This is a genomic window from Natrinema sp. CRL1 (genome assembly GCF_059162405.1).
Map to the genome: position 1 here is coordinate 205,945 of NZ_JBLVOY010000004.1, position 24,154 is coordinate 230,098.

The 24,154-nt window shown below is 65.0% G+C and carries 22 protein-coding genes; 13 read left to right on the top strand and 9 right to left on the bottom strand.

Annotation, left to right across the window (positions count from 1 at the left end):
* The first annotated feature begins 8 nt into the window (after nucleotides 1-8).
* Nucleotides 9-866, top strand: a complete 858-nt coding sequence (locus tag ACJYUO_RS15140; protein ID WP_494346184.1) for a UbiA family prenyltransferase — start codon at nucleotides 9-11, stop codon at nucleotides 864-866.
* 30 nt (nucleotides 867-896) lie between these two features.
* On the opposite strand, the gene ACJYUO_RS15145 is transcribed toward ACJYUO_RS15140, so the two are convergent.
* Nucleotides 897-1,664: an IclR family transcriptional regulator gene (locus ACJYUO_RS15145; RefSeq protein ID WP_494346185.1), complete on the bottom strand. Its 768-nt coding sequence runs from the start codon at nucleotides 1,662-1,664 to the stop codon at nucleotides 897-899.
* A gap of 1,708 nt (nucleotides 1,665-3,372) precedes the next feature.
* On the opposite strand from ACJYUO_RS15145, the gene ACJYUO_RS15150 reads away from it, so the two are divergent.
* Entirely contained in the window at nucleotides 3,373-3,531 is a 159-nt protein-coding gene (locus ACJYUO_RS15150) for a hypothetical protein (protein ID WP_494346186.1), read from the top strand.
* Between the two features lie 337 nt (nucleotides 3,532-3,868).
* On the opposite strand, the gene ACJYUO_RS15155 is transcribed toward ACJYUO_RS15150, so the two are convergent.
* On the bottom strand, nucleotides 3,869-4,030 hold the full coding sequence (locus tag ACJYUO_RS15155; protein WP_006432095.1) for a DUF7556 family protein: 162 nt from the start codon (nucleotides 4,028-4,030) through the stop codon (nucleotides 3,869-3,871).
* Between the two features lie 132 nt (nucleotides 4,031-4,162).
* Between ACJYUO_RS15155 and ACJYUO_RS15160 the strand changes: the two genes are divergently transcribed.
* From ACJYUO_RS15160 to ACJYUO_RS15175, 4 genes are all read left to right on the top strand, one after another.
* Nucleotides 4,163-5,017 (top strand): CBS domain-containing protein, encoded by an 855-nt coding sequence (locus ACJYUO_RS15160; RefSeq protein WP_494346187.1) that lies wholly within the window; start codon nucleotides 4,163-4,165, stop codon nucleotides 5,015-5,017.
* Nucleotides 5,010-6,788: a glycine--tRNA ligase gene (gene glyS, locus ACJYUO_RS15165; protein WP_494346188.1), complete on the top strand. Its 1,779-nt coding sequence runs from the start codon at nucleotides 5,010-5,012 to the stop codon at nucleotides 6,786-6,788. Before ACJYUO_RS15160 ends, glyS begins: the two co-directional genes overlap by 8 nt.
* Before the next feature lie 216 nt (nucleotides 6,789-7,004).
* Complete coding sequence (locus tag ACJYUO_RS15170; RefSeq protein ID WP_494346189.1) at nucleotides 7,005-7,589, top strand: dolichol kinase; 585 nt, start codon at nucleotides 7,005-7,007, stop codon at nucleotides 7,587-7,589.
* A gap of 112 nt (nucleotides 7,590-7,701) precedes the next feature.
* On the top strand, nucleotides 7,702-8,922 hold the full coding sequence (locus ACJYUO_RS15175; protein WP_494346190.1) for an MFS transporter: 1,221 nt from the start codon (nucleotides 7,702-7,704) through the stop codon (nucleotides 8,920-8,922).
* Between the two features lie 36 nt (nucleotides 8,923-8,958).
* Here the strand turns inward: ACJYUO_RS15175 and ACJYUO_RS15180 are convergent, their stop codons facing one another.
* Nucleotides 8,959-9,459 carry a TspO/MBR family protein gene (locus ACJYUO_RS15180; protein WP_494346191.1) on the bottom strand — a complete coding sequence of 167 codons (501 nt, stop codon included), beginning with the start codon at nucleotides 9,457-9,459 and terminating at the stop codon, nucleotides 8,959-8,961.
* Between the two features lie 123 nt (nucleotides 9,460-9,582).
* Here ACJYUO_RS15180 and ACJYUO_RS15185 point away from each other — a divergent pair, with 123 nt between their 5' ends.
* Nucleotides 9,583-12,027 (top strand): DEAD/DEAH box helicase, encoded by a 2,445-nt coding sequence (locus ACJYUO_RS15185; RefSeq protein ID WP_494346192.1) that lies wholly within the window; start codon nucleotides 9,583-9,585, stop codon nucleotides 12,025-12,027.
* A 32-nt stretch (nucleotides 12,028-12,059) separates the two neighbouring features.
* Here the strand turns inward: ACJYUO_RS15185 and ACJYUO_RS15190 are convergent, their stop codons facing one another.
* From ACJYUO_RS15190 to ACJYUO_RS15200, 3 genes are all read right to left on the bottom strand, one after another.
* Nucleotides 12,060-12,917 carry a phosphatase PAP2 family protein gene (locus tag ACJYUO_RS15190; RefSeq protein ID WP_494346193.1) on the bottom strand — a complete coding sequence of 286 codons (858 nt, stop codon included), beginning with the start codon at nucleotides 12,915-12,917 and terminating at the stop codon, nucleotides 12,060-12,062.
* 368 nt (nucleotides 12,918-13,285) lie between these two features.
* Nucleotides 13,286-14,032: an Sjogren's syndrome/scleroderma autoantigen 1 family protein gene (locus ACJYUO_RS15195; protein ID WP_494346194.1), complete on the bottom strand. Its 747-nt coding sequence runs from the start codon at nucleotides 14,030-14,032 to the stop codon at nucleotides 13,286-13,288.
* A 68-nt stretch (nucleotides 14,033-14,100) separates the two neighbouring features.
* Nucleotides 14,101-14,559, bottom strand: coding sequence for a TIGR00725 family protein (locus ACJYUO_RS15200; RefSeq protein ID WP_494346472.1), 459 nt, complete (start codon nucleotides 14,557-14,559; stop codon nucleotides 14,101-14,103).
* Nucleotides 14,560-14,772: 213 nt separating this feature from the next.
* Here ACJYUO_RS15200 and mdh point away from each other — a divergent pair, with 213 nt between their 5' ends.
* A complete protein-coding gene (mdh, locus tag ACJYUO_RS15205) occupies nucleotides 14,773-15,687 on the top strand; it encodes a malate dehydrogenase (RefSeq protein ID WP_494346195.1) in 915 nt (304 codons plus the stop codon).
* 65 nt (nucleotides 15,688-15,752) lie between these two features.
* Here mdh and ACJYUO_RS15210 read toward each other — a convergent pair whose 3' ends face one another.
* The gene (locus ACJYUO_RS15210) at nucleotides 15,753-15,998 is read right to left on the bottom strand and encodes a ferredoxin (protein WP_494346196.1); all 246 of its coding nucleotides are present in this window, start codon (nucleotides 15,996-15,998) and stop codon (nucleotides 15,753-15,755) included.
* 114 nt (nucleotides 15,999-16,112) lie between these two features.
* Between ACJYUO_RS15210 and ACJYUO_RS15215 the strand changes: the two genes are divergently transcribed.
* The gene (locus ACJYUO_RS15215) at nucleotides 16,113-17,072 is read left to right on the top strand and encodes a class I SAM-dependent methyltransferase (RefSeq protein ID WP_494346197.1); all 960 of its coding nucleotides are present in this window, start codon (nucleotides 16,113-16,115) and stop codon (nucleotides 17,070-17,072) included.
* Nucleotides 17,073-17,152: 80 nt separating this feature from the next.
* Nucleotides 17,153-18,361, top strand: a complete 1,209-nt coding sequence (locus ACJYUO_RS15220) for an inorganic phosphate transporter (RefSeq protein WP_494346473.1) — start codon at nucleotides 17,153-17,155, stop codon at nucleotides 18,359-18,361.
* Between the two features lie 35 nt (nucleotides 18,362-18,396).
* Here the strand turns inward: ACJYUO_RS15220 and ACJYUO_RS15225 are convergent, their stop codons facing one another.
* A complete protein-coding gene (locus ACJYUO_RS15225) occupies nucleotides 18,397-18,831 on the bottom strand; it encodes a universal stress protein (RefSeq protein WP_494346198.1) in 435 nt (144 codons plus the stop codon).
* Between the two features lie 176 nt (nucleotides 18,832-19,007).
* On the opposite strand from ACJYUO_RS15225, the gene ACJYUO_RS15230 reads away from it, so the two are divergent.
* The 3 genes from ACJYUO_RS15230 (at nucleotide 19,008) to ACJYUO_RS15240 (ending at nucleotide 23,363) form a co-directional block, all read left to right on the top strand.
* A complete protein-coding gene (locus tag ACJYUO_RS15230; protein ID WP_494346199.1) occupies nucleotides 19,008-21,389 on the top strand; it encodes an ATP-dependent DNA helicase in 2,382 nt (793 codons plus the stop codon).
* On the top strand, nucleotides 21,389-21,907 hold the full coding sequence (cgi121, locus tag ACJYUO_RS15235; protein ID WP_494346200.1) for a KEOPS complex subunit Cgi121: 519 nt from the start codon (nucleotides 21,389-21,391) through the stop codon (nucleotides 21,905-21,907). Before ACJYUO_RS15230 ends, cgi121 begins: the two co-directional genes overlap by 1 nt.
* A 76-nt stretch (nucleotides 21,908-21,983) precedes the next feature.
* Nucleotides 21,984-23,363, top strand: a complete 1,380-nt coding sequence (locus tag ACJYUO_RS15240) for an oxidoreductase (RefSeq protein WP_494346201.1) — start codon at nucleotides 21,984-21,986, stop codon at nucleotides 23,361-23,363.
* Here the strand turns inward: ACJYUO_RS15240 and ACJYUO_RS15245 are convergent.
* Nucleotides 23,360-24,103 (bottom strand): rhodanese-like domain-containing protein, encoded by a 744-nt coding sequence (locus ACJYUO_RS15245; protein WP_494346202.1) that lies wholly within the window; start codon nucleotides 24,101-24,103, stop codon nucleotides 23,360-23,362. The genes ACJYUO_RS15240 and ACJYUO_RS15245 overlap by 4 nt on opposite strands.
* Nucleotides 24,104-24,154: the final 51 nt, after the last annotated feature.

Consider the following 24,154-nt stretch of genomic DNA (forward strand, 5'->3'; position numbering starts at 1 on the left):
GAGAGAGCGTGCACGAAGGCTCGCGTCAAACGCGGCTTCGCCGGACGACTCGAGGGCTTGCCGCCCACATCCAGCCGGTGTTCCTCCTCCCGGGAGTCGCAATGTCGTTCTTCGGCACTCTCCTCGCCGGCGACGTGATAGTCTCGACGGCGGCCGTCCACTCGCTCGCGGTCGGGCTGGCCGTCTACGTCGCCCATCTCAAGGACGGCTACGTCGACTACTACGTCAGGGGAGAGGACGCCGACAACCCCCTCGCGCCAACCGAAATCCGGGGCGCAATCGTCGCCGCGAGCGCTGCCTTCGTCGGCTGCGTCGCGTCCCTCTGGGTGACCGTCGGTCTCGTCCCGGCCGCGCTCACCGCGCCGCTCGTCGCCCTCAGCCTGTTGCACGCGCCCCACCTCGACGCCGCCCCCGCCGTCGGGACCCTCGACTACCCGCTCGGAATTGCCCTCGCGACGGCCGGCGGCTACGCGGCCCAGACCGGCTCGGTGTCGGCATCGATCCTCGCGATCGCCGCCGTCTTCCTGGTGTTGCTCGCTGGAATCAACGTCTTACTCGACCTGCTCGACTACGAGCACGACCGGCGCGTTCCGAAACAGACGATCCCCGTCATCGTCGGTCCCGACGCTGCCCGCCCCGTCGCTTGGGCCTTTGTCCTCGCGGCCGTCTGTCTGCTGGGCCTCTCGAGCGCACTGGAACTCCTCCCCCCTCGCGCCGCGTTCGCCGGCGTCTTCCCCCTCGGTACCGCGGTCGTCTGCGTCGGCGGTGGAGTCACAGCCGACCGCACCGCCACCCTGTGTATCGGATCGACGTTCCTCTTTGCCGCCGCACTGTTCCTCGCGATCTGCCCCGGGCTGGTCTTCTGATCCGACCGCGACCCGCGTTCGAGCCGCAAGCTATCCGTACACCAAGCGGAGTTCGATATCGTCGACCGCCTCGAGCAGCGGTTCGTGCAGCTCGCTCTCGATCCGTTCTCTCGTGACGCGGTTCGCGGCACCGGCAATCGTCACGGCAGCGACGGGCCGCCCGTCTCCGATAACGGGTGTCGCGATCGCGTGGAGCCCGCGCAGATCCTCCTGGAAGTTCATCGCGTAGCCGCGCTCGCGTACGCCCTCGAGTTCCGCGAACAGCGTCTCCCGGTCGGTAATCGTGTTCTCCGTCCGCGCCGGCAGCCCGTGGCGGTCGAGGATGGCCGCCACCTCGCTCTCCGGGAGGTGAGCCAGGATCGCCTTCCCGGCCGAGTTCGCGTGTAGCGGGACCCACGTGCCGATAGTCGAATCGAAGGAAAACGACTCGTTTCGGGGCACGCCGTAGATGAACATCCCCAGCCCGTTCTCGTGGACGATGAGCCAGACGGCCTCGTCGGTCTCCTGGGCCAGCCGGTCGATTCGATCCTTCGCCGCGTGATAGACGTCGTACCCGTTCCGAACGGAGACGGCGAGGTTGAAAAACTGGAGCCCGAGCCGATACTGCCCGTCTTCCGCGACGACGTACCGGCTTCGCTCGAGGCTGACGAGGTGCTTATGAACGGTGCTCTTGGCCAAGTCGAGTCGATTCGCGAGTTCCGTCACGCCAGCGCCGCCGGTCTCGTCAAGTGATTCGATGATGGCGAACAGTGTCTCATCAGATTTGATTGAACGTCCATCTGTTTCGTCTCTTTGCATATGTATCCTTGAATCAACCCACATATATAATACATTCGCAATAGTGATCAGACGGCCGCCGGTGAAAAAGCGCGATCGTTCTCTGATAAGAAACGAAGTATAGGGTCGGTGAAATCGACGCCCGCCGCACGAACGGGACTGTCACAGTTCTATATCACTTACATTCATATGTATGTAAACGTCGATTGACCAGGGAGACGTATTAATTCGATTGAGGTGTTCAGACGCGGTAATTTGCCCTCTAAGACCGGTTGAGGTGTTCGGTTCCGTCCTCGAGACGGAACATCGCTCGAGGAGAGTGTGTTTCATAGCAGCGAACAGGGTGTGTGCAGTAATACCAATATACAAGTACGAACATAATCAGTTGTGAGATCACAAGTTCGTGGCATCTATACCAGTTTATAAATATAATCAAAATGTATTCGGCCAAATCGCACGACGAATGTACTTATTTTAGTGGTCGTTATGAGCCCATCAGCTGGCGAACGGTTGTCACCCGGTTCGGCGGTTGCCGAGTCAGCAGGACCAATATATTCCTAATTGAACAATTCCGAGAATATATCGTACTGTAGACATACACAGATTTCCAATTTCCGTGATGCATAGGTGGGACCACAATCTAGTTCGCTGTATGCAACCGTCAGCTGGTAGGTGTGGTCTACAAGATACACAGCGGGCTCGATTGTCGTGTTACTCGCGAAAACTATCGGGGAACTCATGTGAGAATTCCGCTAAAGTGTCGCAAAGAGGCCCACAGGAAAGGTTTCGTTCGTCTCGAGTTCCCCAGTGGCAGACAGCCAAACTGGTGACCGTTGGTTCGGCTCACGGTCGCCTCGAGTGCAACGCGATCCGGACTCGCATCAGCGGCTGGCCGTAGATCGGCTTTCGATACTCATTCGTGAACTGCGTTGCACGAGTATTCGACACTATATATAAATTTTTTAGGATGTATTCAAAAGATAGTATTGAAATAGACATAGTCCGGGTTAGCACCATCACTAACACCTGTTCATTGAGTGATCGATACGATTTCTGTGTGTATAGTAGTGTACATACTATCCAATTATCTGCTGGCGTTTACACGACTGTCAACCCACGAATTGCGAACGCGATCGACTCGCATTTTGAGGGTGTGAAATCACTTCTCGACGGCATTTCGATCGACGTAGTCGAAGAGACCGTATACCCCTACTCGAGAGATAGCAGTCAACTATAGTAGCCACCGAAAGTCAGTACACACCTGATCACACGACTGCGTCGGGATTAGTATGTAACTCGTTTCGGTGGCTACTATATTCGGCGCAATCGACGAGAAACACGGCCTCGGAGGGATCGTATTTTCGGTTATTCTTTGCAGAAACGAAAGCGGTAGAATCGGCACGATATCGTCTAAAAATCTCAACATCGGGAAGGAGCTTTGTATCGGTTGCTATTGTGTTATATGACCAAGATAGTCTGCTAGCTATTCTGACAGCAATGTCTCGACATTGTCCCACGGAAGTGTCGCTTCCACAGAATATAATGCGTTCTGATTGACACGGAAATTTCTCTCGTGGACATCGGCGAGTTTCTCGTAGCCGCTGTCAGTCAGTGCACGCTTGCTCGAGTGCGAGCGGGGAGTTCACAGTGGCTACGAGAGACAGTGCGAACTAGCACGATCATTCATCTCGGAAATACTTTTGTACGTGTCGCTCCTCTTTACTCGTATATGAGTAATACTCTCGCCACCGTCATGGCAAGCACGCAGCGAATCGCAAAGGCGCGACGAACGATCGCCCACTCCCCGTCGATGCGCGACGACCAGACGACGAACGAGGACGGCCGCCCCGCAACACGCATTCCGCCGGGTGGCTTTCTCACCGGGTAAAACTCGAGTCGGCGAACGGAACTTACGGACGACAGTACGTTCTCGATCGGAGTCTCGTCGACGCGGAACGACCGAGTAGCGGATATAGTAGCCACTGAGAGTCATTGCACACCTGACCGCATGACTACGTCGAGGTCAGTGTGTAAATCGTTTCAGTGGCTACTATAGCACGGGACGGCAGCAGCGACGGCCGGCGTCCCGTTGCCGGCCGCGACCGGACGTAGTGCAGAATATAGTGGCCACTGACAGTCAGTGCGCACCTGATCGCCACGCCGTCTGGCGATCAATATGTAGCTCGTTTCAGTGGCTGCTACAGTCCCGTTTCCCACACTCCCAGTTATCGCCAGGCCGGAAGCGTCGGTGCGTCGTCTGCCTGCATAGACATCCACGCACCGTCCGCGGAGATATCCGCGATAACGTACTCGTCGCTCGCGGCCGTCGAATCGATCGAACCGACGATCGTGTCGTCGGACGTCATGGCGTGGGAGTTCGTCGCCATGTGAGAGAGTGACACTCACGTACATATAAACGCATCGAATCTGACTGTCCGCCCGCGATACCGATCGGAAATCGAACCGATACCGGGTGTGAAACACTGGGTTTATACTTATTTTCGCCGTACCGTGGGGATATGAACGTAGCCGACGCGATGACGCCCCGCGAAGACGTGGTGACCGCCGACCTGCCGGGGACCCGCTCGGACGTCCTCGAGTACATCCAAGAACAGTCGTTTTCGTCCGTTCCGGTCGTCAAACCGACCGACGACGGCCTTGAGTACCGGGGACTGATCTCCCGGGAAACGCTCATCGACCAGCCCGACGAGGACCAGCTCGTCATGCTGATGGACGAGGACGTTCCGACGACGACCGCCGGGACCGCCCTCGAGGACGTCGCGCGGACGATGGTCGAGGAAGGGGCGCGCCGCGTGCCGGTCGTCGACGGGGAGTTCGAGGGCATCATCACGGTGACCGACGTGATCCACGCAATCGCGGCCGGCGATCAGGAAACCGAGGGCACCGTCGACGCCTACGCGAGCGAGAACGTCAACACGACCTACGAGGGCGCGCCGCTGCCCGTCGCCGAGCGGGAACTCTCCTACGCCAACGTCCCCTACACCGTCGCGCTGGACGACGACGGCCGGATGAGCGGCGTCCTCACCGAGGTCGACGTTCTCGAGGTCGCCCGCATCGTCGAGGGCGAAGAGGAGACGGGCGACAACTTCGGCGATCAGGACGACGAGTGGTCGTGGGAGGGGATCAAGGCCGTCGGCAGCCGCTATCTCCCGACGCGGGACATCGAGATTCCGGCGGGGCCCGTCCGGGAGTTCATGAGCGACGACGTGGTGACGGTCGCGGCGGACACGACGGTCCAGGAGGCCGCACAGCGCATGATCAGCAACGACATCGAACAGATCCCGCTCATTACGGGCGAGGAACTGGTCGGCATCGTCTGTGACGTGGACCTGCTGGAGGCGCTGTATGAGTGACGACCAAGCAGCAGACGCGAGCGAGGCGGACCCGACGAGCGAGAAACTGGTCGAACTGGCCAAACGCCGCGGTTACTTCTTCCAGTCCAGCGGCGCCTACGGCGGCGTCGGCGGCTTCTACACCTTCGGCCCGCAGGGCGCGGCCCTGAAGGGCAACGTCGAGGACGCGTGGCGGGATCGCTTCGCGGTCGCGGAGGGCAACATGGAGATCGACGCGCCGACGATCATGCCCGAACCCGTCTTCGAAGCCTCGGGCCACCTCGACGGGTTCGACGACATGCTCGTCGAGTGCCCCGACTGCGGCGAGAGCCACCGCGCGGATCACGTGGTCGAGGACAACACGGAGTACGAGGACGCCGAGAGCCTCCCCATCCCCGAAGTCGAGGAGGTCATCGCCGAGTACGAACTCGTCTGTCCGAACTGCGGCGCGGGACTTGCGGGCCAGGCCGTCGAGACCTTCAACCTCATGTTCGCGACGAACATCGGCCCCGGGGACTCCGACCCCGGCTACATGCGCCCCGAGACCGCACAGGGCATCTTCGTCGAGTTCCCGCGGCTCAAGGAGTACGCGCGCAACCAACTCCCCTTCGGCGTGACCCAGGTCGGCCGCGCTTACCGCAACGAGATCAGCCCCCGGCGCTCGATCATCCGCACGCGAGAGTTCACGCAGGCCGAACTCGAGTACTTCATCGACCCCGAGGAAGACGACCCCGACCTCGAGTCGGTCGCGGACGTCGAGGTGACGCTCTATCCCGCGAGCGAACAGAACGCTGACGACGGCGAGGAAATCAAGACGACGATCGGCGAGGCCGTCGAAGCGGGGATCATCACCAGCCCGTGGGTCGCCTACTTCCTCGGCGTCGCCAAGCCGTGGTACGAGGCGGTCGGCGTGGACATGGATCGGTTCCGGTTCCGCCAGCACCTCTCGGGCGAGCGCGCCCACTACGCCGCGGACTGTTGGGACGCCGAGAGCGAGATCGACGGCAACTGGATCGAGATGGCCGGCTTCGCCTACCGGAGCGATTACGACCTCTCGAAACACGCCGAACACTCCGGCGACCGCTTTACCGTCTTCCGGCAGTACGACGAACCCAAGACCGTCGAGCGCGCCACCGTCGACCCCGACATGAGCTATCTCGGCCCCGAGTTCGGCGGCGACGCCCAGGCCGTGGTCGACGAACTCGAGGCCCTCGCCGGGCGCGACCGCGAGGCCTTCGAGGGCGACACCGTCGAGATCGACCTCGCAGGCGAGAGCCACGAGATCCCCGTCGAAAAGACCGGCTTCGCGGTCGAGGAACAGACCGAGGCCGGCGAGCACGTTACGCCCCACGTCATCGAACCCTCCTTCGGCGTGGATCGACTCGTCTACACCGTCCTCCATCACGCCTACCGCGAGGACGAGGTCGCCGGGGAAGACCGAACCTTCCTCGAGCTCGAGCCCGAGGTCGCGCCCACCTTCGTCGGCGTCTTCCCGCTCCAGACCGACGACGAACTCGAGGCCGAAGCGCGGGAAATCGCGACGGAACTGCGAGAAGCCGGGCTGTCGGTCACCTACGACGACTCGGGCAACATCGGGCGGCGCTACCGCCGACAGGACGAAGTCGGGACGCCGTTTTGCGTGACAGTCGACTTCGAGAGCATCGAACAGGACGAGGGCGGCGTCACGGTCCGCGAGCGCGACTCGACCGCCCAGAAACGACTGTCGATCGACGACCTCCCCGAGACGCTGTCGGCGATCCGAGCCGGCGACCTCGAGTTCGAGGAGTTGTAGGGAGTCGTCGAGACTGGCGCGTTTCTCGTTGCACCCGCGAGCGAACCCGAAGGGTGAGCGAGCGGGCCGACGACCGATGTGGAGGGACGCGAAGCGTCCCGAAACGGAGGGAGGAGGCTTTTGATCAACCTGTTACCGAGCGACCGAAGGGAGCGCAGGGTAAAAGGTTGGAATTGATCGACGGACTGAAGGTCACCTCTCTCGAGGCACGATATGATGGCCGACGAACTGAAGCGGCGACTCGTCCACGCCAGCGGCTCGGGGCTGGTCGCCCTCTATCTGCTCGCTAACTATCTCGAACTCGGGCTCACGTGGGCCCGGTTTCAGGTTCTCATGGTCGCGCTTGCGACCGGCGCGCTCGTCCTCGAGTTTCTGCGGCTCCGGGTCGGGCTCGACTGGCGGCTTTACGACGTGCTCACCCGCGAGTACGAGCAGGACAACCCCGCCGCCTACGCGCTGTACCTGATCAGCATGGCCGCCGTCGTGGTGGTGTTCGAGCCGGATATCGCTCTCCCCGCGATGTTGATGCTCGCACTGGGTGACCCGATCAGCGGCACTGTCTCGGACAACACGCTCAAGCGAGTCAAACCGCCGAAGGTACTCGGTACGATGTTCCTCGTCTCGACGGTGATCGCGATCCCGTTCCTGCCGATCGCCGCGGCGCTGGTCGCCGCCCTCGGCGCGACGCTGGCCGACGGCGTCACCCTCGAGATCCGGACCTACATCATCGACGACAACCTGACGATCCCGATCTACGCCGCCTGTCTGGCGTTTCTCGCCCTCGAGTTCGCGCCGGTCTAAGCGCAGACGGACCGAGCTGTGGCTGCCGCGGAGCCGACTGGTTCCGATATCGGCAAGGCCGTACCGTTCTGGGCGGCTCAAGGCCGTCGCCGGCAAATAGGCGAATCCACTCGTGTCTCTACTGAGAACGCGGAACCGGTTGGCGACCGTGCGAGCGGTCCTGACCGACGGCCGCAGCGGCATTCTGGTCGCCGTCGCCGCCGGCTGGTTTCTCTCGATCGGCGTCCGACTCGCCTATCCCGTCTTGTTGCCGTACCTTCGGACGGCGTACGGGCTCGACCTGACGACGGCCGGCTTCCTGCTGACCGCCCTCTGGCTCTGCTACGCGCTGGGACAGCTTCCGGGCGGGCTGCTCGCCGACCGGTTCGGCGAGGGGAACGTCCTCGTCGCGAGCACGGCGGTCTCCGCGGTGACGCTCGGGCTGGTCGCCGTCGCCGGTTCCGCGCCCGTGGTGTACGTCGCGACGGGCGCGTTCGGGTTCGGAACGGCGCTGTACGGCGTCGCCCGATTCACGACGCTCTCGGACGTCTACCCCGACAACGACGGCACCGCGATCGGCGTGACCATGGCGGCCGGACAGGCCGGCAACACGCTCTTGCCGCTTGCCGCCGGCGGCATCGCCTCGGCGTTCGCGTGGCAGTACGGCTTCGGCCTCGCGGTCCCGGCCTTCGCGCTCGTGGCGATCGGACTCCGAGTCGCCGTCCCCGGGCGCACCTCGAGCGCGGAGAGCGCCGTCGACAGCGTCTCCCTCGAGACGGTCCGCTACGTCGGCGCGCAGCTACGCCGGCCCGAAATCGTCACCGTCGCCGCGATCCAGATCCTGACCTACTGCGTCTGGCAGTCGTTTACGGGCTTCTACCCGACCTATCTGATCGAGAGTAAGGGGTTCTCGGAGGGGGTCGCGACCGGACTCTTCAGCGCCTTCTTCGCGACCGGCATCCTCGTCCAGCCGCTGACGGGGCGACTATACGACCGGTTCGGAATCCGGAAATCGCTACCGCCCGTACTGGGCGTCGCCGCCGTCTCGCTGATCGCGCTTCCCTACCTCGAGGGCTTTTGGCCCCTCGTCGTCGGGACCGCCTTCCTCTCGAGTATCCTCGGCTACGGGACGATCACGCTGCCGTACATGACCGCGGCGTTCCCGGCGGACATGCAGGGGACCGGACTCGGCTTCCTGCGGACCGTCTACATGACCGTCGGAGCGATGAGCCCGGTGTTGTTCGGCGCGCTCGCCGATCGGGGCTACTTCGACGAGGCGTACCTCGTGCTGGCCGGATTCGTCGCCGTCGCGGTGGCGTTGACGTGGTGGCTCCCGCCGCTCTCGGAGCAGTAACCACGGCGGGTGTCGGGTCGAACTATTTCGACAGGGTCAGGCGTTCAGCCGCCAGAGTTCGAAATTGAGGACTGCCGCGAAAGTTATCCATGCGAGATAGGGGACCAGCAACGCTGCAGCGCGCGTGTCGACCCGTCGAAACGCGGCGATCGTGCCGACGACGAGCCCCCAGAGCGCGACGATGACCCCGAGCGCGAGAAGCGGTGTCTCGAGCGAGAAAAAGGCGGGCGTCCACGCGACGTTGAACGCCATCTGCACGACGAACAGCCCCAGCGCGAGGCGACGGCCGTCGGCGTCGCTGCGCCAGACGAGCCAGAGGGCGACGCCCAGCAGGGTGAACAACAGCGTCCAGACGACCGGAAACGCGATCGTCGGCGGGTAGAACCACGGCTTCTCGAGGGCGCGAAACCACGGCGTGTCGGGCGAGGAGACGGCACTCGGCGCTGCGCCGACGAGGTTGACCAGCAGGACGAAGCCGGCCGCAGTGAGGAGCGAGCCGGGGTCCGGGAGACGATGGATGATCGATCGGGTTTCCATACGTCACCTACGTCGGCGACGGACGTATAGTCCCCTCCCGACGCGGCCGACCCCGTCTGCGCGCGAGACCACTTTCACCGCGGTACGGGAACCCTTATTCGCGACGGCAGTGAACGGCTGGTAATGGCTACGACGGACGAGGAAATCGCGTCTATCGAGCACCCCCTCCTCGAGCCCGACTTTCTCGAGCGGCGACTCTACCAGCTGAAACTCGCCGGCACGGCGGCGAACCACCACACGCTCGTCTGTCTCCCCACCGGGCTCGGGAAGACGACCGTGAGCCTGCTCGTCACGGCGCGGCGACTCGAGGAGGTCGGCGGCAAGTCCCTGATGCTCGCCCCCACCAAGCCCCTCGTCCAGCAGCACGCGGATTTCTATCGCGAAGCCCTGCAGATCCCCGACGAGGAGATCGTCGTCTTCACGGGCGACGTGAGTCCGGACGACCGCGCCGCGATGTGGGAGTCGGCAACGGTCGTGATGGCGACGCCGCAGGTGATCGAGAACGACCTCGTCGGCAGTCGGATCTCGCTTGCCGACGTGACCCACATCACCTTCGACGAGTGCCACCGCGCGACCGGCGACTACGCCTACAACTACATCGCCGAACGCTACCACGCCGACGCCAAACAGCCACTCGTCACCGGGATGAGCGCCTCGCCCGGCGGCGACGAGGAGGCCATTCTCGAGGTCTGTGAGAACCTTGGCCTGGACGAAGTCGAAGTGATGACCGAGGAGGACGCCGACGTCGACGAGTTCACTCACGACACCGACGTCGAGTGGGAGCGGATCGACCTCCCCGAGGAGGTCCTCGAGATCCGAGACGCGTTAAACGAGGTCATCAAAGAGCGCCTCGAGAAACTCAAGGAACTGGGCGTCGCGAGTTCGACCCAGCCCGATCAGTCCCAGAAGGACCTGAATCGGATGCGGGCCGAGTTACAGGAGTTGATCAACAACGACCAGTCCGAAGGGTTCGAGGGGATGTCCATTCACGCGGAAGTGATGAAGCTGCGCCAAGCCGTCACCCTGGTCGAAACCCAGAGCGTCGAGGCGCTGCGTCGCTACTTCGAGCGCCAGCGCAATCAGGCTCGATCGTCGGGCGCGTCGAAGGCGAGTCAGCGGATGGTCTCGGATCCGCGGGTGCGCGAGGCCATGCGGAAAGCCGAGAGCTTCGACGAGATCCACCCGAAGTACAGCAAAGCCCGGATGCTGCTCGCCGAGACGCTGGGACTCGAGGGCGGCGATCGGGTGATCGTCTTCACCGAGTCCCGCGACACGGCCGAGGCGCTGACTGACTTCCTCTCGGAGAGCTTCGACGCGAAGCGGTTCGTCGGGCAGGGCGACCGCGAGGGGTCGGATGGCATGACCCAGAAACAGCAACAGGCGGTCTTAGACGAGTTCCGCGCGGGCGAGTTCGAGGTGCTCGTCTCCACCTCGGTCGCCGAGGAGGGACTGGACGTGCCGGAGGTCGATCTCGTGCTCTTCTACGAGCCGGTGCCGACCGCGATCCGGTCGATCCAGCGGAAGGGCCGGACCGGCCGCCAGTCCGAGGGCCGCGTGGTCGTCCTGATGGCCGAAGACACCCGCGACGAGGCCTACTTCTGGATCTCGCGCCGCCGCGAGAAGGAGATGGAAAACGAACTGCGAGAACTGAAAGGGATGGCCGATGAGCTCGCCGAGGAACTCGACGACTCCCAGCAGTCGCTGACCGATTTCGGCGACGGGGAAAGCGGAGTGAAAGTGGACGGGAACGGCGGCGAAGGCGACGCAGTCGGCGATTCTTCCAGCGGAAGCGAGGGGGTCGAAGATCGGCCCAGACTACAGGAGTTCGGACCCGACGACTCGAGCGACGAGACAACCGCCGAGGACGCCGATGGAACCGACGAGGTCGAAACCCACGAACCCCACGCCGAGGGCGACACGGTCGAAATCGTCGCCGACCAGCGCGAGATGGACGCCAACATCGCTCGGGACCTCTCGAGGCGCGAGGAGATCGAGGTGAGCCTCGAGACGCTCGACGTGGGCGACTACGTCCTCTCGGATCGCGTCGTCGTCGAGCGCAAGTCCGTCGCGGACTTCGTCGACTCGCTGGTCGGAGGTGAGCGGTCGGTCTTCGAGCAGGTGGGCGCGATGGCCCGCCACTACTCGCGCCCGATCGTGATCGTCGAGGGCGAGGGGCTGTACGAACAGCGGGACATCCACCCGAACGCGGTCCGGGGCGCGCTCTCGAGTCTCGCCGTCGACTTCGGCGCGAGCGTCCTGCGGACCGAAAGCGAGGACGATACGACCGACCTGCTGGCGGTAATCGGCGGGCGCGAACAGGAGACCGCTGATCGCGAGGTGTCGGTCCACGGCGAGAAAGGCACCAAGACCTTAAGCGAACAACAGGAGTACGTCGTCGCCTCGATCGCCGAGATCGGGCCCGTCACCGCGCGCTCGCTACTCGAGGAGTTCGGCACCGTCGAGGAGATGATGATCGCGACCGAAGACGAGTTGCAAGCGGCCGACGGCGTCGGAGCGGTGACCGCCGAGCGGATTCGAGAGGTCGTCGGGAGCGAGTATACGGGGTAGTCGGCGATCGCGATCGGCTCGAGTCGGCTCAGTCAATCGCTGATTTCGGACGCGATACCCTCCTCGCTTTCCTCGCCGGTGGGAACGCGGTCGATATCGCCTTCCGCGCGGGCGACGAGCCGTTCGGCGGCGAGGACACACCAGATCCCGAGGACGACGCCCGCAAGGACATCCACCAACCAGTGGATGCCGAGATACATCGTGGAGACAACAACGAGGCTCGCCACGACCGATGAGATCGAAAACCACCGCGGGTAGACCCGACGCGACCGCCACGCGAACAGCGCGACGATGACTACGAGCGAGGTGTGCAGCGACGGGAACACGTTCGTATTCGCCGAGACCTCCGCCGTGAGTTCCTGGGTTTGGGGGTAGAACTCGTACATCAACCCGCTGACGGCCGACAGGTGATTTCGCGGGCCGTAGGCGATAAACAGCGTATAGAAGAGCGAGCCGACCGCGGCGTTGAGCGCGTACGCGATCAGGAGTTCCTTGAAGCGCCGTTGGGTCGGCAACAGGAAGTAGAGAACGAGTGCGGTCACCAGCAGGTACGGGAACCCGAACATGTACATCGCGGAGAAAAACCCGATCAGGGCGTCGGGGACGATCGTCTGTAGATGGGCGACGAACAGCCCTTCGACGGCGTAAATCTCCTCGGTGATGTCCCAGTCGAGTGCGTACGATAGTTCCAGACGTTGATAGTGCGTGAACCGTTTGAGCAACAACACCAGCATCGTCACTCCGACGTAGGGCGCGATAGTGCGGAGACGCCCCACGAGATCCGCGGCCGTTTGTCGGAACGCCGAGGGGGACACACAGACGGTACAGGTGACTCCGATGCCGATACAGACGATCGCCGCCGTGATGAACGTGACATAACCCAGTGCCATCAGTATACGTCCTCCATGAGTGAGGTAGCAAGCGGTCGCGAGCCACGGCGTGCACGCTGCTGGCACCGACTATCGCAGGAGGGCGATGCGCCGTTCCGAGACGAACTGGACGAGTGGCCCGGCCGTCGTCGGGACCGGCGTCGTTTCATTCGGTACCCGTTATTTGATGGCTCGTCACCGCATGGTCCGTTATCGATACGTGTAGGTTAATTTAATGTATATCTATTGGTCCGTCTCTCCACTCGAGTCGACCCCGGCTCATCTCGAAAGGCGGCTCCGACGATTGGGAGACCGGAGAGCGAACACGGGGAACGGACAACTGTGTCCCCGACGAACAAAGCGAGCGGGTGGCTCCCGTCGACTGCCAGTCAGCGCAGCGTCGATAGCGCCTCGCCGGCCTCGCGGGCCGCCTCGAGGCATTCCCGCGCGTAGCGGGGGTCGTCCGTCGCGGCGGCCGCTTCGGCGAACTGCTCGAGAGACTGGACGAGCGCGTCACGAGCGGCCTCGAGGTCGCCGTCGACCGACGACGGAGCCGCGGCGGGGGCGCGGCCGGCCGTCCGTGTGGACCCGGGATCGGCCGAATTCGAGGCGCTCGATCGGGCCGTCGAGCGCGATTGTCGGTCGTCAGTCACGGCTCTCGAGGCGTCCGTGTCGGCTCGCGTCGACTGCGTTCGCTCGTCGGTTGGCTGGGTCGCCGACGTGGGGTCGGTCGCCGACTCGGCGTCGGGTTTGGAACCGGTGCGGCCGGCAGTGCCCGGCTGGGGTCCGGAGTCGGTATCGACCTCAACCGCGGAATCGGTCGGTGTCTCCTGCTCGGCGGCCGTCGCGGCGGCGTCAGTACCTTCCTCGGCCGCTCCCGCTTGTTCGCCCTCGGCCGGCTGGGCCTCGAGGTCGGTGCCCTGAACGGCGTCGGGGTTGCCGTGACAGCTGGGACAGAAGGTAGTGCCGTTCTCCTGAAAGAGCGGGTCACCGCAAGTACCACAGTGGGCGTTGGTCATCGTCGCGCCCTTGAGCAGCAGGTCGCTCATTCGCTGGGTCGCCTCGCGCTCTGCCTTGTCCTGCTCGTATTTCTCGCGAAGTTTCTCGCGCTCGGCTTCCTTGTCGAAGTCGCTCATGTCCGTCGAGACGTTTCGAAGCGTCGAAAAAGCTGCGACACCCGACGGTCCCCGAATCGGGGGTGCGGTCACGGCTCGAGCGCGGCTTCGACGGCGTCGACGGCCTCAACCGGCGTTTCGACCGTCTCGAGGTCGATGTCGAGGTCGGAGACGGTATGCGTCTCGAGGCCGACGACGGGCCGGTCGTAGATGCCGGCGAAGCCGATCTCCGAGAGGGTGCCGACGCCGCCGGCGAGCGCGATCACTGCGTCGCCGTTCAGCGGGACGAGCGCGTTCCGGGCGTGGCCAAGCCCGGTCGCAATGGTGACATCGACGTACTCGTTGGCCGCGTCCCGATCCTCGCCGGGGAGAATCCCGATCGTCGTCCCGCCTTCGGCGTTCGCGCCGCGACAGACCGCTGTCATCGTCCCGCCGCGGCCGCCACAGACGACTGCGTGGCCGCGAGCGGCGAGTTCGCGTCCCACCGTTTCCGCGCGGGCCGCCTGTTCGTCCGTGATCGTTCCGCCGCCGATGACGCTGACGCGCATGTCCGAGTCCTCGGTGGCGGCGGACATGATCGGTTCGGTCCGCAGGCGCGGGCCGGACACCTCGGTTCGATCTCGAGCCGATCGTACCTCGCGGAGCGACGAGAAAGGGACCGGGCGGGCGGTACGACAATCGTCGAGAAGTCCTCGTCACTGCCGGGCAAAGCGACGGGTTCCGACGGATTTAACGTGTGGGATGGGGAAGCATTACGCGATATGACGAAAGTGAGCGTGGTCGGCGCGGCCGGAACAGTCGGGGCCGCCGCGGGCTACAACATCGCGCTTCGGGACATCGCGGACGAACTCGTCTTCGTGGACATTCCGGACAAGGAAGACGACACGATCGGGCAGGCCGCCGACGCTAACCACGGCGCGGCCTACGACTCGAACACGACGATCCGACAGGGCGGCTACGAGGCCACCGAGGGCTCGGACGTCGTCGTCATCACCGCCGGCATTCCGCGCCAGCCGGGCCAGACCCGAATCGATCTGGCGGGCGACAACGCCCCGATCATGGAGGACATCGGCTCCTCTATCGCCGAGCACAACGACGACTTCATCACTGTCACCACGTCGAACCCCGTCGATCTGCTGAACCGCCACCTCTACGAGACGGGCGACCGCGCCCGCGAGAAGGTGATCGGCTTCGGCGGCCGGCTCGACTCCGCCCGCTTTCGCTACGTGATCTCCAAGCGCTTCGACGCGCCGGTCCAGAACGTCGACGCGACGATCCTCGGCGAGCACGGCGACGCGCAGGTTCCGGTCTTCTCGAAGGTCCGCGTCAACGGCCGAGACCCCGAGTTCGACGAAGACGAACGCGAGGAACTGCTCTCCGAGCTCCAGACCTCGGCGATGAACGTCATCGAGAAGAAGGGCGCGACCCAGTGGGGCCCGGCGACCGGCGTCGGTCACATGGTCGAGGCCATCCTCCGGGACACCGGCGAAGTGCTCCCCGGCAGCGTGAAACTCGAGGGCGAGTTCGGCCACGAGGACACCGCCTTCGGCGTGCCGGTCAAGCTCGGTTCCGACGGCATCGAGGAGATCGTGGAGTGGGACCTCACCGAGTTCGAGCGCAACCAACTCGGCGAGGCCGCCGAGAAGCTTTCCGAGCAGTACGACAAAATTTCGTAGGCGACGGCGTTCCGAAACCGAGACAGCGGGCGTTTTTCGCCCGTCTTCGTGCTACTCGAGTCGCTCTAGGGAATCAGTTGCTCGCCGTCGTCGTCGTAGATGGCAATCGCGTCGACGGGGCAGGATCGCGCGGCGAACTTGGCGTCGAGTTCCGCGTCGTCGGGGACTTCGCGGACGAACATCCCCTCCTCGAGTTCCTCGCTGTCGGCGAGGATCGCTTTTCCGTTCGACTTGTCCTTCTCGAAGGCATCCCACTCCGCGACACACTGGAACATCCCGATACAGGTGTCCTCGTCGAATTCGACTTTCATGGTCGGAGATTCGGTCGATCGCGGTAAATCGTTAGCGGTCGTCGGGCGTGTGGCGTGTTAGTCGGGATCATTTGTCAGCACAAAATTATTATCGGAGACGGTCTCGACACGAACATGGCGCGGGATCGGACCGAGTCGTCCGGAGAATCGAGCCGACAGGCTACTCGAGCGGACCCGCTGGGACGGGCGATGCTCGCACACTGGCGCGACGATCCGGGACGGTTGACCTATCGTGACGGGGCAGAGACACAGGACGGCACCGTCGCCGAGTTCTACTTCTCGAGCCCCGAGTCGTGGGAGCCGGAGACGGTCGACCGGCTCGAGCGCCTGTGCGATCATGACCCGATCCTCGACGTGGGCTGCGGTGCGGGGAAGCACCTCTTGTGGTGGGCCGAGCGCGGGGTCGAAGCCATCGGCGTCGACGTGAGCCCGAACGCCGTCCTGACGGCCCGGGAGCGGTGTGAGGGCCGCAGGACTTCGAGGCGAAGTTGCGTGGAGCAACGCTCCACGTCCCGTTCGAATGGGCTGCGAGGCGGTGAAGTCGCCTCGAACGGGACGACTTCGCCGTCCCCCAGCCCGCGAGAAGACGGCAAAGCCGCGGAGCGCGGACTCGAGGACGTTCTCGTCGGCGACATGTTCGCGCTTCCAGTCGAAACGGGCGCGTTTGGAGCCGTCCACGCCGTCGGCACCCAGCTGGGACTCGGCCGGTCGCTGGCCGGTATCCGCGACCTGCTCGACGAGTTCGCTCGCGTCACCGACGACGGCGGGGTCGCGGTCGTCGACAACTACGATCCAACGCGGGTTGGTGACGAATTTCTCGGCTACCGGTCCGATCCCCGTGAAGGCGTCGCCCACCGGTGTTTCCACCTCGAGTTCGAACGCGAGACGGCGGCGGGTGAGCGATACCGCGAGGTCGGGCAAACACTGCAGTTCCTGCTGTGTTCGCCGGCACGGCTCCGCGAGGCGACGAACGCGACGCCGTGGGCCGTCTGCGATGTCCGCCGAACCGATGGGACGGGCCATTACAGCGCGGTGCTGGAAAAACGGGACACTGCGCGTACTGAACTCGGATAGCAACGGGTGCGCTCTGCAGCTCAACTGCCGAGCCAACGCTTTTCTGCGGAGTCGTGGAACAACAGGGTACGAGAGACGGAATGGTCGCATTCTCCTTTGGGGTCCTCGTTGGGGTCGCCATCCTGACCTGTCTGTTCATGGCGTGGGTGCTCGGAGCGAACAGCAACTCGCCGCCGTTCGCCCCCGCGATCGGTGCGAACGCAATTTCGACGATGCGAGCCGCGTTCGTCATCGGGATCCTCGCGGCCGCCGGCGCACTCATGCAGGGCGGGAGCATCTCCGAGACGATCGGTGCGGATCTCATCAACGGCGTCACGATCACGCCGCTGGCCGCAACCGCCGGGCTGCTGACCGCGGCGAGCTTCATGGCGATCGGGATCTACACGCGGTATCCGATCCCCGCCGCGTTCGCGACGACCGGCGCGATGGTCGGCGTGGGCCTCTCGCTGGGCGGTGATCCGGCGATGGCGACCTACCGGCGGCTCGGAACCTTCTGGCTGCTGGTGCCGATCATGTCCGGTGGACTGGCGTACGCGACGGCGACCGTTCTGCGGCGCGACGACGTGCCCGAGACGGTCGGAGTGCCGCTGCTGGCCGGTATCGTCGGTGCGATCGTCGCCAACGTTCGTCTCGGGGTGATTCCGGATCCGACCGGGGAGCAGGGGACCCTCGCCAGATACGTCGCCCGGCTGTTGGGCGACGGGCCGACCCTCGCTCAAGGAGTCACCCTCGGAACCGTCCTCGTGACGATCGGCGTCGGCGTCCTCGCGTTCTACTGGATCCGCAACCGCGTCCTCGTCTCGGTCGAAGACGGGATCCGCTCGTTTCTGCTCGTCCTTGGCGGCATCGTTGCCTTCTCCTCGGGCGGTTCGCAGGTCGGGCTCGCAACCGGCCCGCTCGAGAACCTCTTTCGAGCCGAACTCGGTCTCCCCGGAATCCTCTTGCTCGCGATCGGCGCGGCCGGGATCCTCGCCGGGGCCTGGATGGGCGCGCCGCGGCTGTTACAGGCGACTTCCCGGGAGTACGCGCAATTGGGCGTCCGGCGATCGATCGCGGCGCTGGTGCCGGGCTTTATTATCGCACAGCTAGCGATCGCGCTCGGGATTCCCATCTCGCTGAACAACATCATCCTCTCCGGCGTCATCGGCGGCGGACTGGCCGGCGGCTCGGCCGGCGTTTCGCGGCGAAAAATCGGCGTTACGGTCGCCTTCTGGTTGCTGACGCTCGCGAGTTCCGTCGTCGTCAGTTACGGCCTATACCGACTGTTCGCGACCGTTATCGGGGTCTGATCCGGGCGCAGGTTCGCCCTCGAGCGCGCCGGCGGCTACTCGAGGACCGTTACCGGCCGCGCAGTTCGTTCGACGACCGTCGCGGCGATCCCACGGCCGAGAAACCGCCGCAGGAATCCCGTCGATTCGGTCCCGGAGCCGTAGATTACGACGTGGTCGATCCCTTCGTCCGACGCGTATCGAGGGACGACGGTTCCCGGTCGTCCCTCGGCCGTTTCGATCCGGACACGATCCGCCGCCGCGGAATCGGCGACCGAATCGAGCAGTTCGGTCGCGCTCTGTCGGGCCTGTGCGGTCCGTTCCTCGCTTCGCTCGAGGACGCCGCCTTCGCTGAGCGGCGCGTCCAACGGCGTCACGATGGGGAGAAGCGTGATTTCGGCGTCGGGGAACGTCTCGAGGGCGTAGGCGAGTGCCTCGTCCTCTCGCGGACGGCCGAGGGTGGGAACGAGGACGCGGTCGGGGGCGGCCATAGGACGGTCTTCGACCGCGACTCCTATCGGTTTATCGCCCGGTGCTACCACGGGACTCGAACGGCATCCGATTCGGAGGGGAGAAGAGGGCTGTAGTATCCCTTTTGCGGGCGCAATACCGGAGGTGGCCGTATCGAGACGATAGTTTAAACCGCGGGACGCGCCAAGGGCGGATAATGAATACCGAGGAGCTGACGGGGCTCCCGCCCGGTGCCGTCGACCACTTCCGAAGCGAGGGCATCGAGGAGCTCTACCCGCCCCAAGCCGAGGCGGTCGAGGCCGGGGCAACCGAGGGCGAGAACCTCGTGGCCGCCGTCCCCACCGCCAGCGGGAAGACGATGATCGCCGCGCTGTCGATGCTGTCGGCGGTCCAGCGCGGCGGGAAGGCGCTCTATATCGTCCCCCTGAGAGCGCTCGCCAGCGAGAAAAAGGAAGAGTTCGAGGCCTACGAGCGCTTCGGCGTGACGACGGGGGTGACGACCGGCAACTACGAAAGCACCAGCGACTGGCTCGCGACGAAAGACATCATCGTCGCCACCAGCGAGAAGGTCGACTCGCTCGTGCGAAACGGAGCCGACTGGCTCTCCGACCTCACCTGCGTCGTCAGCGACGAGGTCCACCTCATCGACGACCGGAATCGTGGGCCGACGCTCGAGGTGACCCTCGCCAAACTCAGGAAGCTCAACCCGCGGATGCAGGTCGTCGCGCTCTCGGCGACGGTCGGCAACGCCGACGAGATCGCCGACTGGCTCGACGCCGCGCTGGTCGACACCGACTGGCGACCGATCGACCTCCAGATGGGGGTCCACTACGGCAACGCCCTGAACTTCGACGACGGCTCGACTCGAGAGGTGCCCGTCGAGGGCAGCGAAAAGCAAGAGGCCGCGCTCGTCCGCGATATCCTCCAAGAGGAGGGGTCCTCGCTCGTGTTCGTCAACTCTCGACGGAACGCCGAGGCCGCCGCGCGGCGGTTAGGCGGCGTCTCGAAGAACGAGCTAACAGCCGAGGAACGGGCCGAACTCGCGGAACTGGCCGACGAAATTCGCGACGACAGCGACACCGAGACGAGCGCGGACTTGGCCGAGGCCGTCGAACGCGGATCGGCCTTCCACCACGCCGGGCTCTCGAGCACCCAACGGACCATCGTCGAGGACGCCTTTCGCGACCGGCTGCTGAAGGTGATCTCGGCGACGCCGACCCTCGCCGCGGGCGTCAACACACCCGCCCGCCGCGTGATCGTCCGCGACTGGCGACGCTTCGATCCCAGTGCCGGCGGCATGGCTCCCCTGGACGTGCTCGAGGTCCACCAGATGATGGGGCGGGCGGGTCGACCGGGGCTCGATCCCTACGGCGAGGCCGTGTTGCTCGCCAAGAGCCACGACGAGAGCGAGGAGCTGTTCGACCGCTACATCTGGGCCGATCCCGAACCCGTCCGGTCGAAGCTGGCGGCCGAGCCCGCCCTGCGGACCCACGTGCTCGCCACCATCGCCTCCGGCTTCGCTCGCACCCGCGAGGGGCTCCTCGAGTTCCTCGAGGCCACTCTCTACGCCAGCCAGTCGAGCGAACCCGGCCGGCTCGAGACAGTCACCGACACCGTCTTGGAGTACCTCGAGTCGAACGACTTCATCGTCCGCGACGGGGGCAGAAGCGATGACACGGACGGCAGCGAAGACGCCGACGGCGCGTTCACCACCGCGGCCGACCTCGAGAGCGAGAGCGGCGGCCGCGACGAGGAACTCGAGGCGACCAGCCTCGGTCACACCGTCTCGCGGCTCTATCTGGATCCGATGAGCGCCGCCGAGATCGTCCACGGCCTCGAACGTGCCGACGAGCGCCCGACGGCGCTGGGCCTCTACCAGCTCGTCTCGCGGACGCCGGACATGTACGAACTCTACTTGCGCTCGGGCGAGGACGAGCAGTACGGCGAACTCTACTACGAGCGCGAGGTCGAGTTGCTCGGCGACGCACCCAGCGAGTACGAGGAAGACCGCTTCGAAGACTGGCTCGCCGCGCTCAAGACGGGCAAGCTACTCGAGGACTGGGCCGACGAAACGGACGAAGAACGGATCACGGACCGGTACAAGATCGGGCCGGGCGACCTGCGCGGCAAGGTCGATACCGCCGAGTGGCTGCTGGGCGCGGCCGAGTCCCTGGCGAGCGAGATCGACAGCGAGTGGACCGTCGCGGTCCGCGAAGCCCGCGCCCGCGTCGAACACGGCGTCGGCGAGGAACTCCTCGAACTCGTCTCCGTCGGCGGCGTGGGCCGCAAGCGCGCCCGCCGACTCTACGACGCGGGAATCGAGGAACCCGCCGATCTCCGGACCGCGGACAAGGGAATCGTACTGAGCGTGCTCAAAGGGGAGAAAACGGCCGAGAACATCCTCGAGAACGCCGGGCGCGAAGATCCCTCGATGGACGGCGTCGAGCCGGCATCGACGGGATCGAGCGGCGAAGGCGAAAGCGTGACGGCGGACTCGAGCGACGACGCCGAAACCGAGGGAACAACGGCGGAGACGCCGGAGGCGGACGACAGCCAGGCGAGTCTGGGTGATTTCTGATGGAGCTACTCGAATGCCGCCTCGAGATCGACGATCTGGACGCGTTCGTGGCCGACCTCGGCGAGATCGGTGACCGCCACGGCGTGACGATCCAAGCGTTCGACGCCCGCTACGTCGCCGACCGCGCCCACCTCGAGCGAGCCGTCGAGTTCGCCGACCGCGCTATCGAGCGCGGCGAGAACGTGGCCCGGGACCGCGCCGTCGAAATACTGCTGTACGCCGCAGGTCGCCGGCAGATCGACCGCGCCCTCGAGATGGGCGTCGACGAGGGCGAGACCCGTACGGTCGTCCTCGTCGACAGCAGTGAGAACGGTGAGGCCGACGCGGACGAAGCGGCCGCGCTTGATGCAATCGAGGACCTCGAGGCGTTCGATGGGCAAGCGTCGACCCTCGAGAGACAGGACACCGAGACGCTCTGTGATTTCTTCGAGATTCCCGCGGCCGAACGGGCGGCCACCGACGCGTCGCTCTCGGCGCTGGTCCGCGAGCGGGTCGCGCTGCTCGAGGTCGACAAGTAGCCGGCAGAGACGAGCGACCGACGCGCCTCGAGAGAGTCGACGGCACGCTCTTGTGCGATCGTCTCGAACTCCGTTCATGGCCACTCTCGAGGACTCACTCGAGATCGGCGGCATGACGATCCCGAATCGGTTATATCGCGCGCCGCTGCTCGAGTGTGCGGGCAACGGCCCCGACGCGGTCGACGCGCTGATCGACGACTTAGAGCCTGCGGCGGCGTCGGGCGTCGGGCTCATCTGTCAGGGCGCGACGATCGTTCGCGGCGACGGCGGCTGTGCCGCGCCGGGGATGACCCGCGTCCACGACCCCGCGTTCGTCTCGCGGCTGTCGCGGCTGACTGAGCGGATCCACAACCACGGGAGCCGGATCGTCGTCCAACTCGAGCACGGCGGCCTCCGGAGCATGGAGACGTGGCACGCCCAGTACCGCGAGGAGCATCCGGACCTCGAGCAACTCGCCGTCTCGGAGCCACCCTGGCAGTTGCGGCTGCTCGACCGACTCGGATTCCTCGAGTACGACCCGCACGTCCTCACGACCGCGGAGGTGTACGAGCTCGCGGCGGATTTCGGCCGCGCGGCGGCCCGCGCCGTCGAGGCGGGCTACGACGGTGTCCACCTCGCCGGGGCCAACATGGGGATCGTCCAGCAGTTCCTCTCGCCCTTTTACAACCGCCGGGACGACGAGTTCGGCGGCTCCCCCGAGGCCCGTCTGCAGTTCCTCGCGGTCGTCCACGACGAGATCCGCGAGCGGGCCGGCGACGTGCCGCTGCTGACCAAGGTGCCGGCGGAGACCCCGGCACCGCCCGCACCCGTCGTTCGCCGAAAGCTGTCGCTCGAGGACGGCGTCGAAATCGCCCGCCGACTCGAGAAAATCGGCTACGACGCGGTCGTTCCCGTCCAGACCTCCGTCGTCTGGGACATGAGCATCGTCCGCGGGAAGTACCCCGAGCGGGCGTGGGAGAACGAGGCCCTTCGGGAGGCCTACGACGCGGCTTTCGGCGGCGCGACCCGCCGGCGACTCGTCGCGCTGGCAAATCGGGTTCAATCACTGCAGTACGACCGCGAACCCGCGTGGAACGAGGCGTTCTGTCGGCGGGTGCGCGAGCAGGTGTCGATTCCGGTGCTGGCAGAGGGCGGCATCCGGGACCGCGAGGAGATGGATCGATTGCTCGGCTCGAGGACGGAAACCGAGAGAAGCGCCGATGCGAGCGGCACAGAACCCGCCTGCGATATGGTCGGCATGGCCCGCCCCTTCTATGCCGAGCCGCGGCTGGGTGCGCGGCTGCTCGAGACCGGGTCCGAGACCGAAAACCCGCGCGTGCTCTGTGAGAGTTGCAACAACTGTACGGTGCCGCAGGTGACCGGCGCACCGGGGATCTGCCGGACGCCGGCCGTGTTAGGCAAACGTGGGGAACTCGAGCGGGAAGGGGCCTACGAACGGTCCGAATTGTACCGTTAGGAACGCACGGGGTTGCTCGTCAGGTCCGCGAGCGTTCCCTCGGTCGTGTAATCGGGTGCTTCGACTCTGAACCGAGAGTCGGTCGAGCCCGCGTAGTGGAGCTGAAGCGTGTACGAGCCGTCGTCGGCGATCGGAGCCGCTTCGCGCCGATCCGCGTCGACTTGCTCGAGCATGACCATCTCACCGGCGTAGGCGGCGTCGGACTGCCCCTGAATGTGGTAGGTCGTCCGATCCTCCGATACCTCGGAGCCCTCGAGCGGATAGCCGGCATCGATCCACGCCTGAAAGCCGTCGTCGAGCGCGTATACCTCCTCGAAGCCGTTGTCGATCAGCGATGCGGCACGCAGCCCGGAGAGGTGGTGGGGACAGCCACAGTAGGTGACGATGCGATCACCCGTGTCCCAGTCTGCGATCGGGTCGTTCGACCCGCCGTCCGGCGCAGGGCTCAGCGGCGCACCCGCGATGTGGGCGTTCTCGTACTGGTTCGATCCACGTGCGTCGGCCACCCGCGCTTCCTGTCGCTGGTACCAGTAGAAGACGTCCTCGATAGGTGCTAACGGCACTTCGACGCCCTCGAACGTCTGCGTCTCGTAGGCATTGGTGTCGACCGATCGCTCCTCGGGTTCAGACTCCGGCTCCGGGCCGTACCCGTCACCCTGACCGCCGTCACCGCCGAGACACCCCGCGACGGTCGCCACGGTCGCCGTCGATCCTACCGCGAGGAACTGCCGTCGGTTCATTACGCCCAACTATGCCCGTCATCACAATATGAGTTCTGGTAACGGCGGATT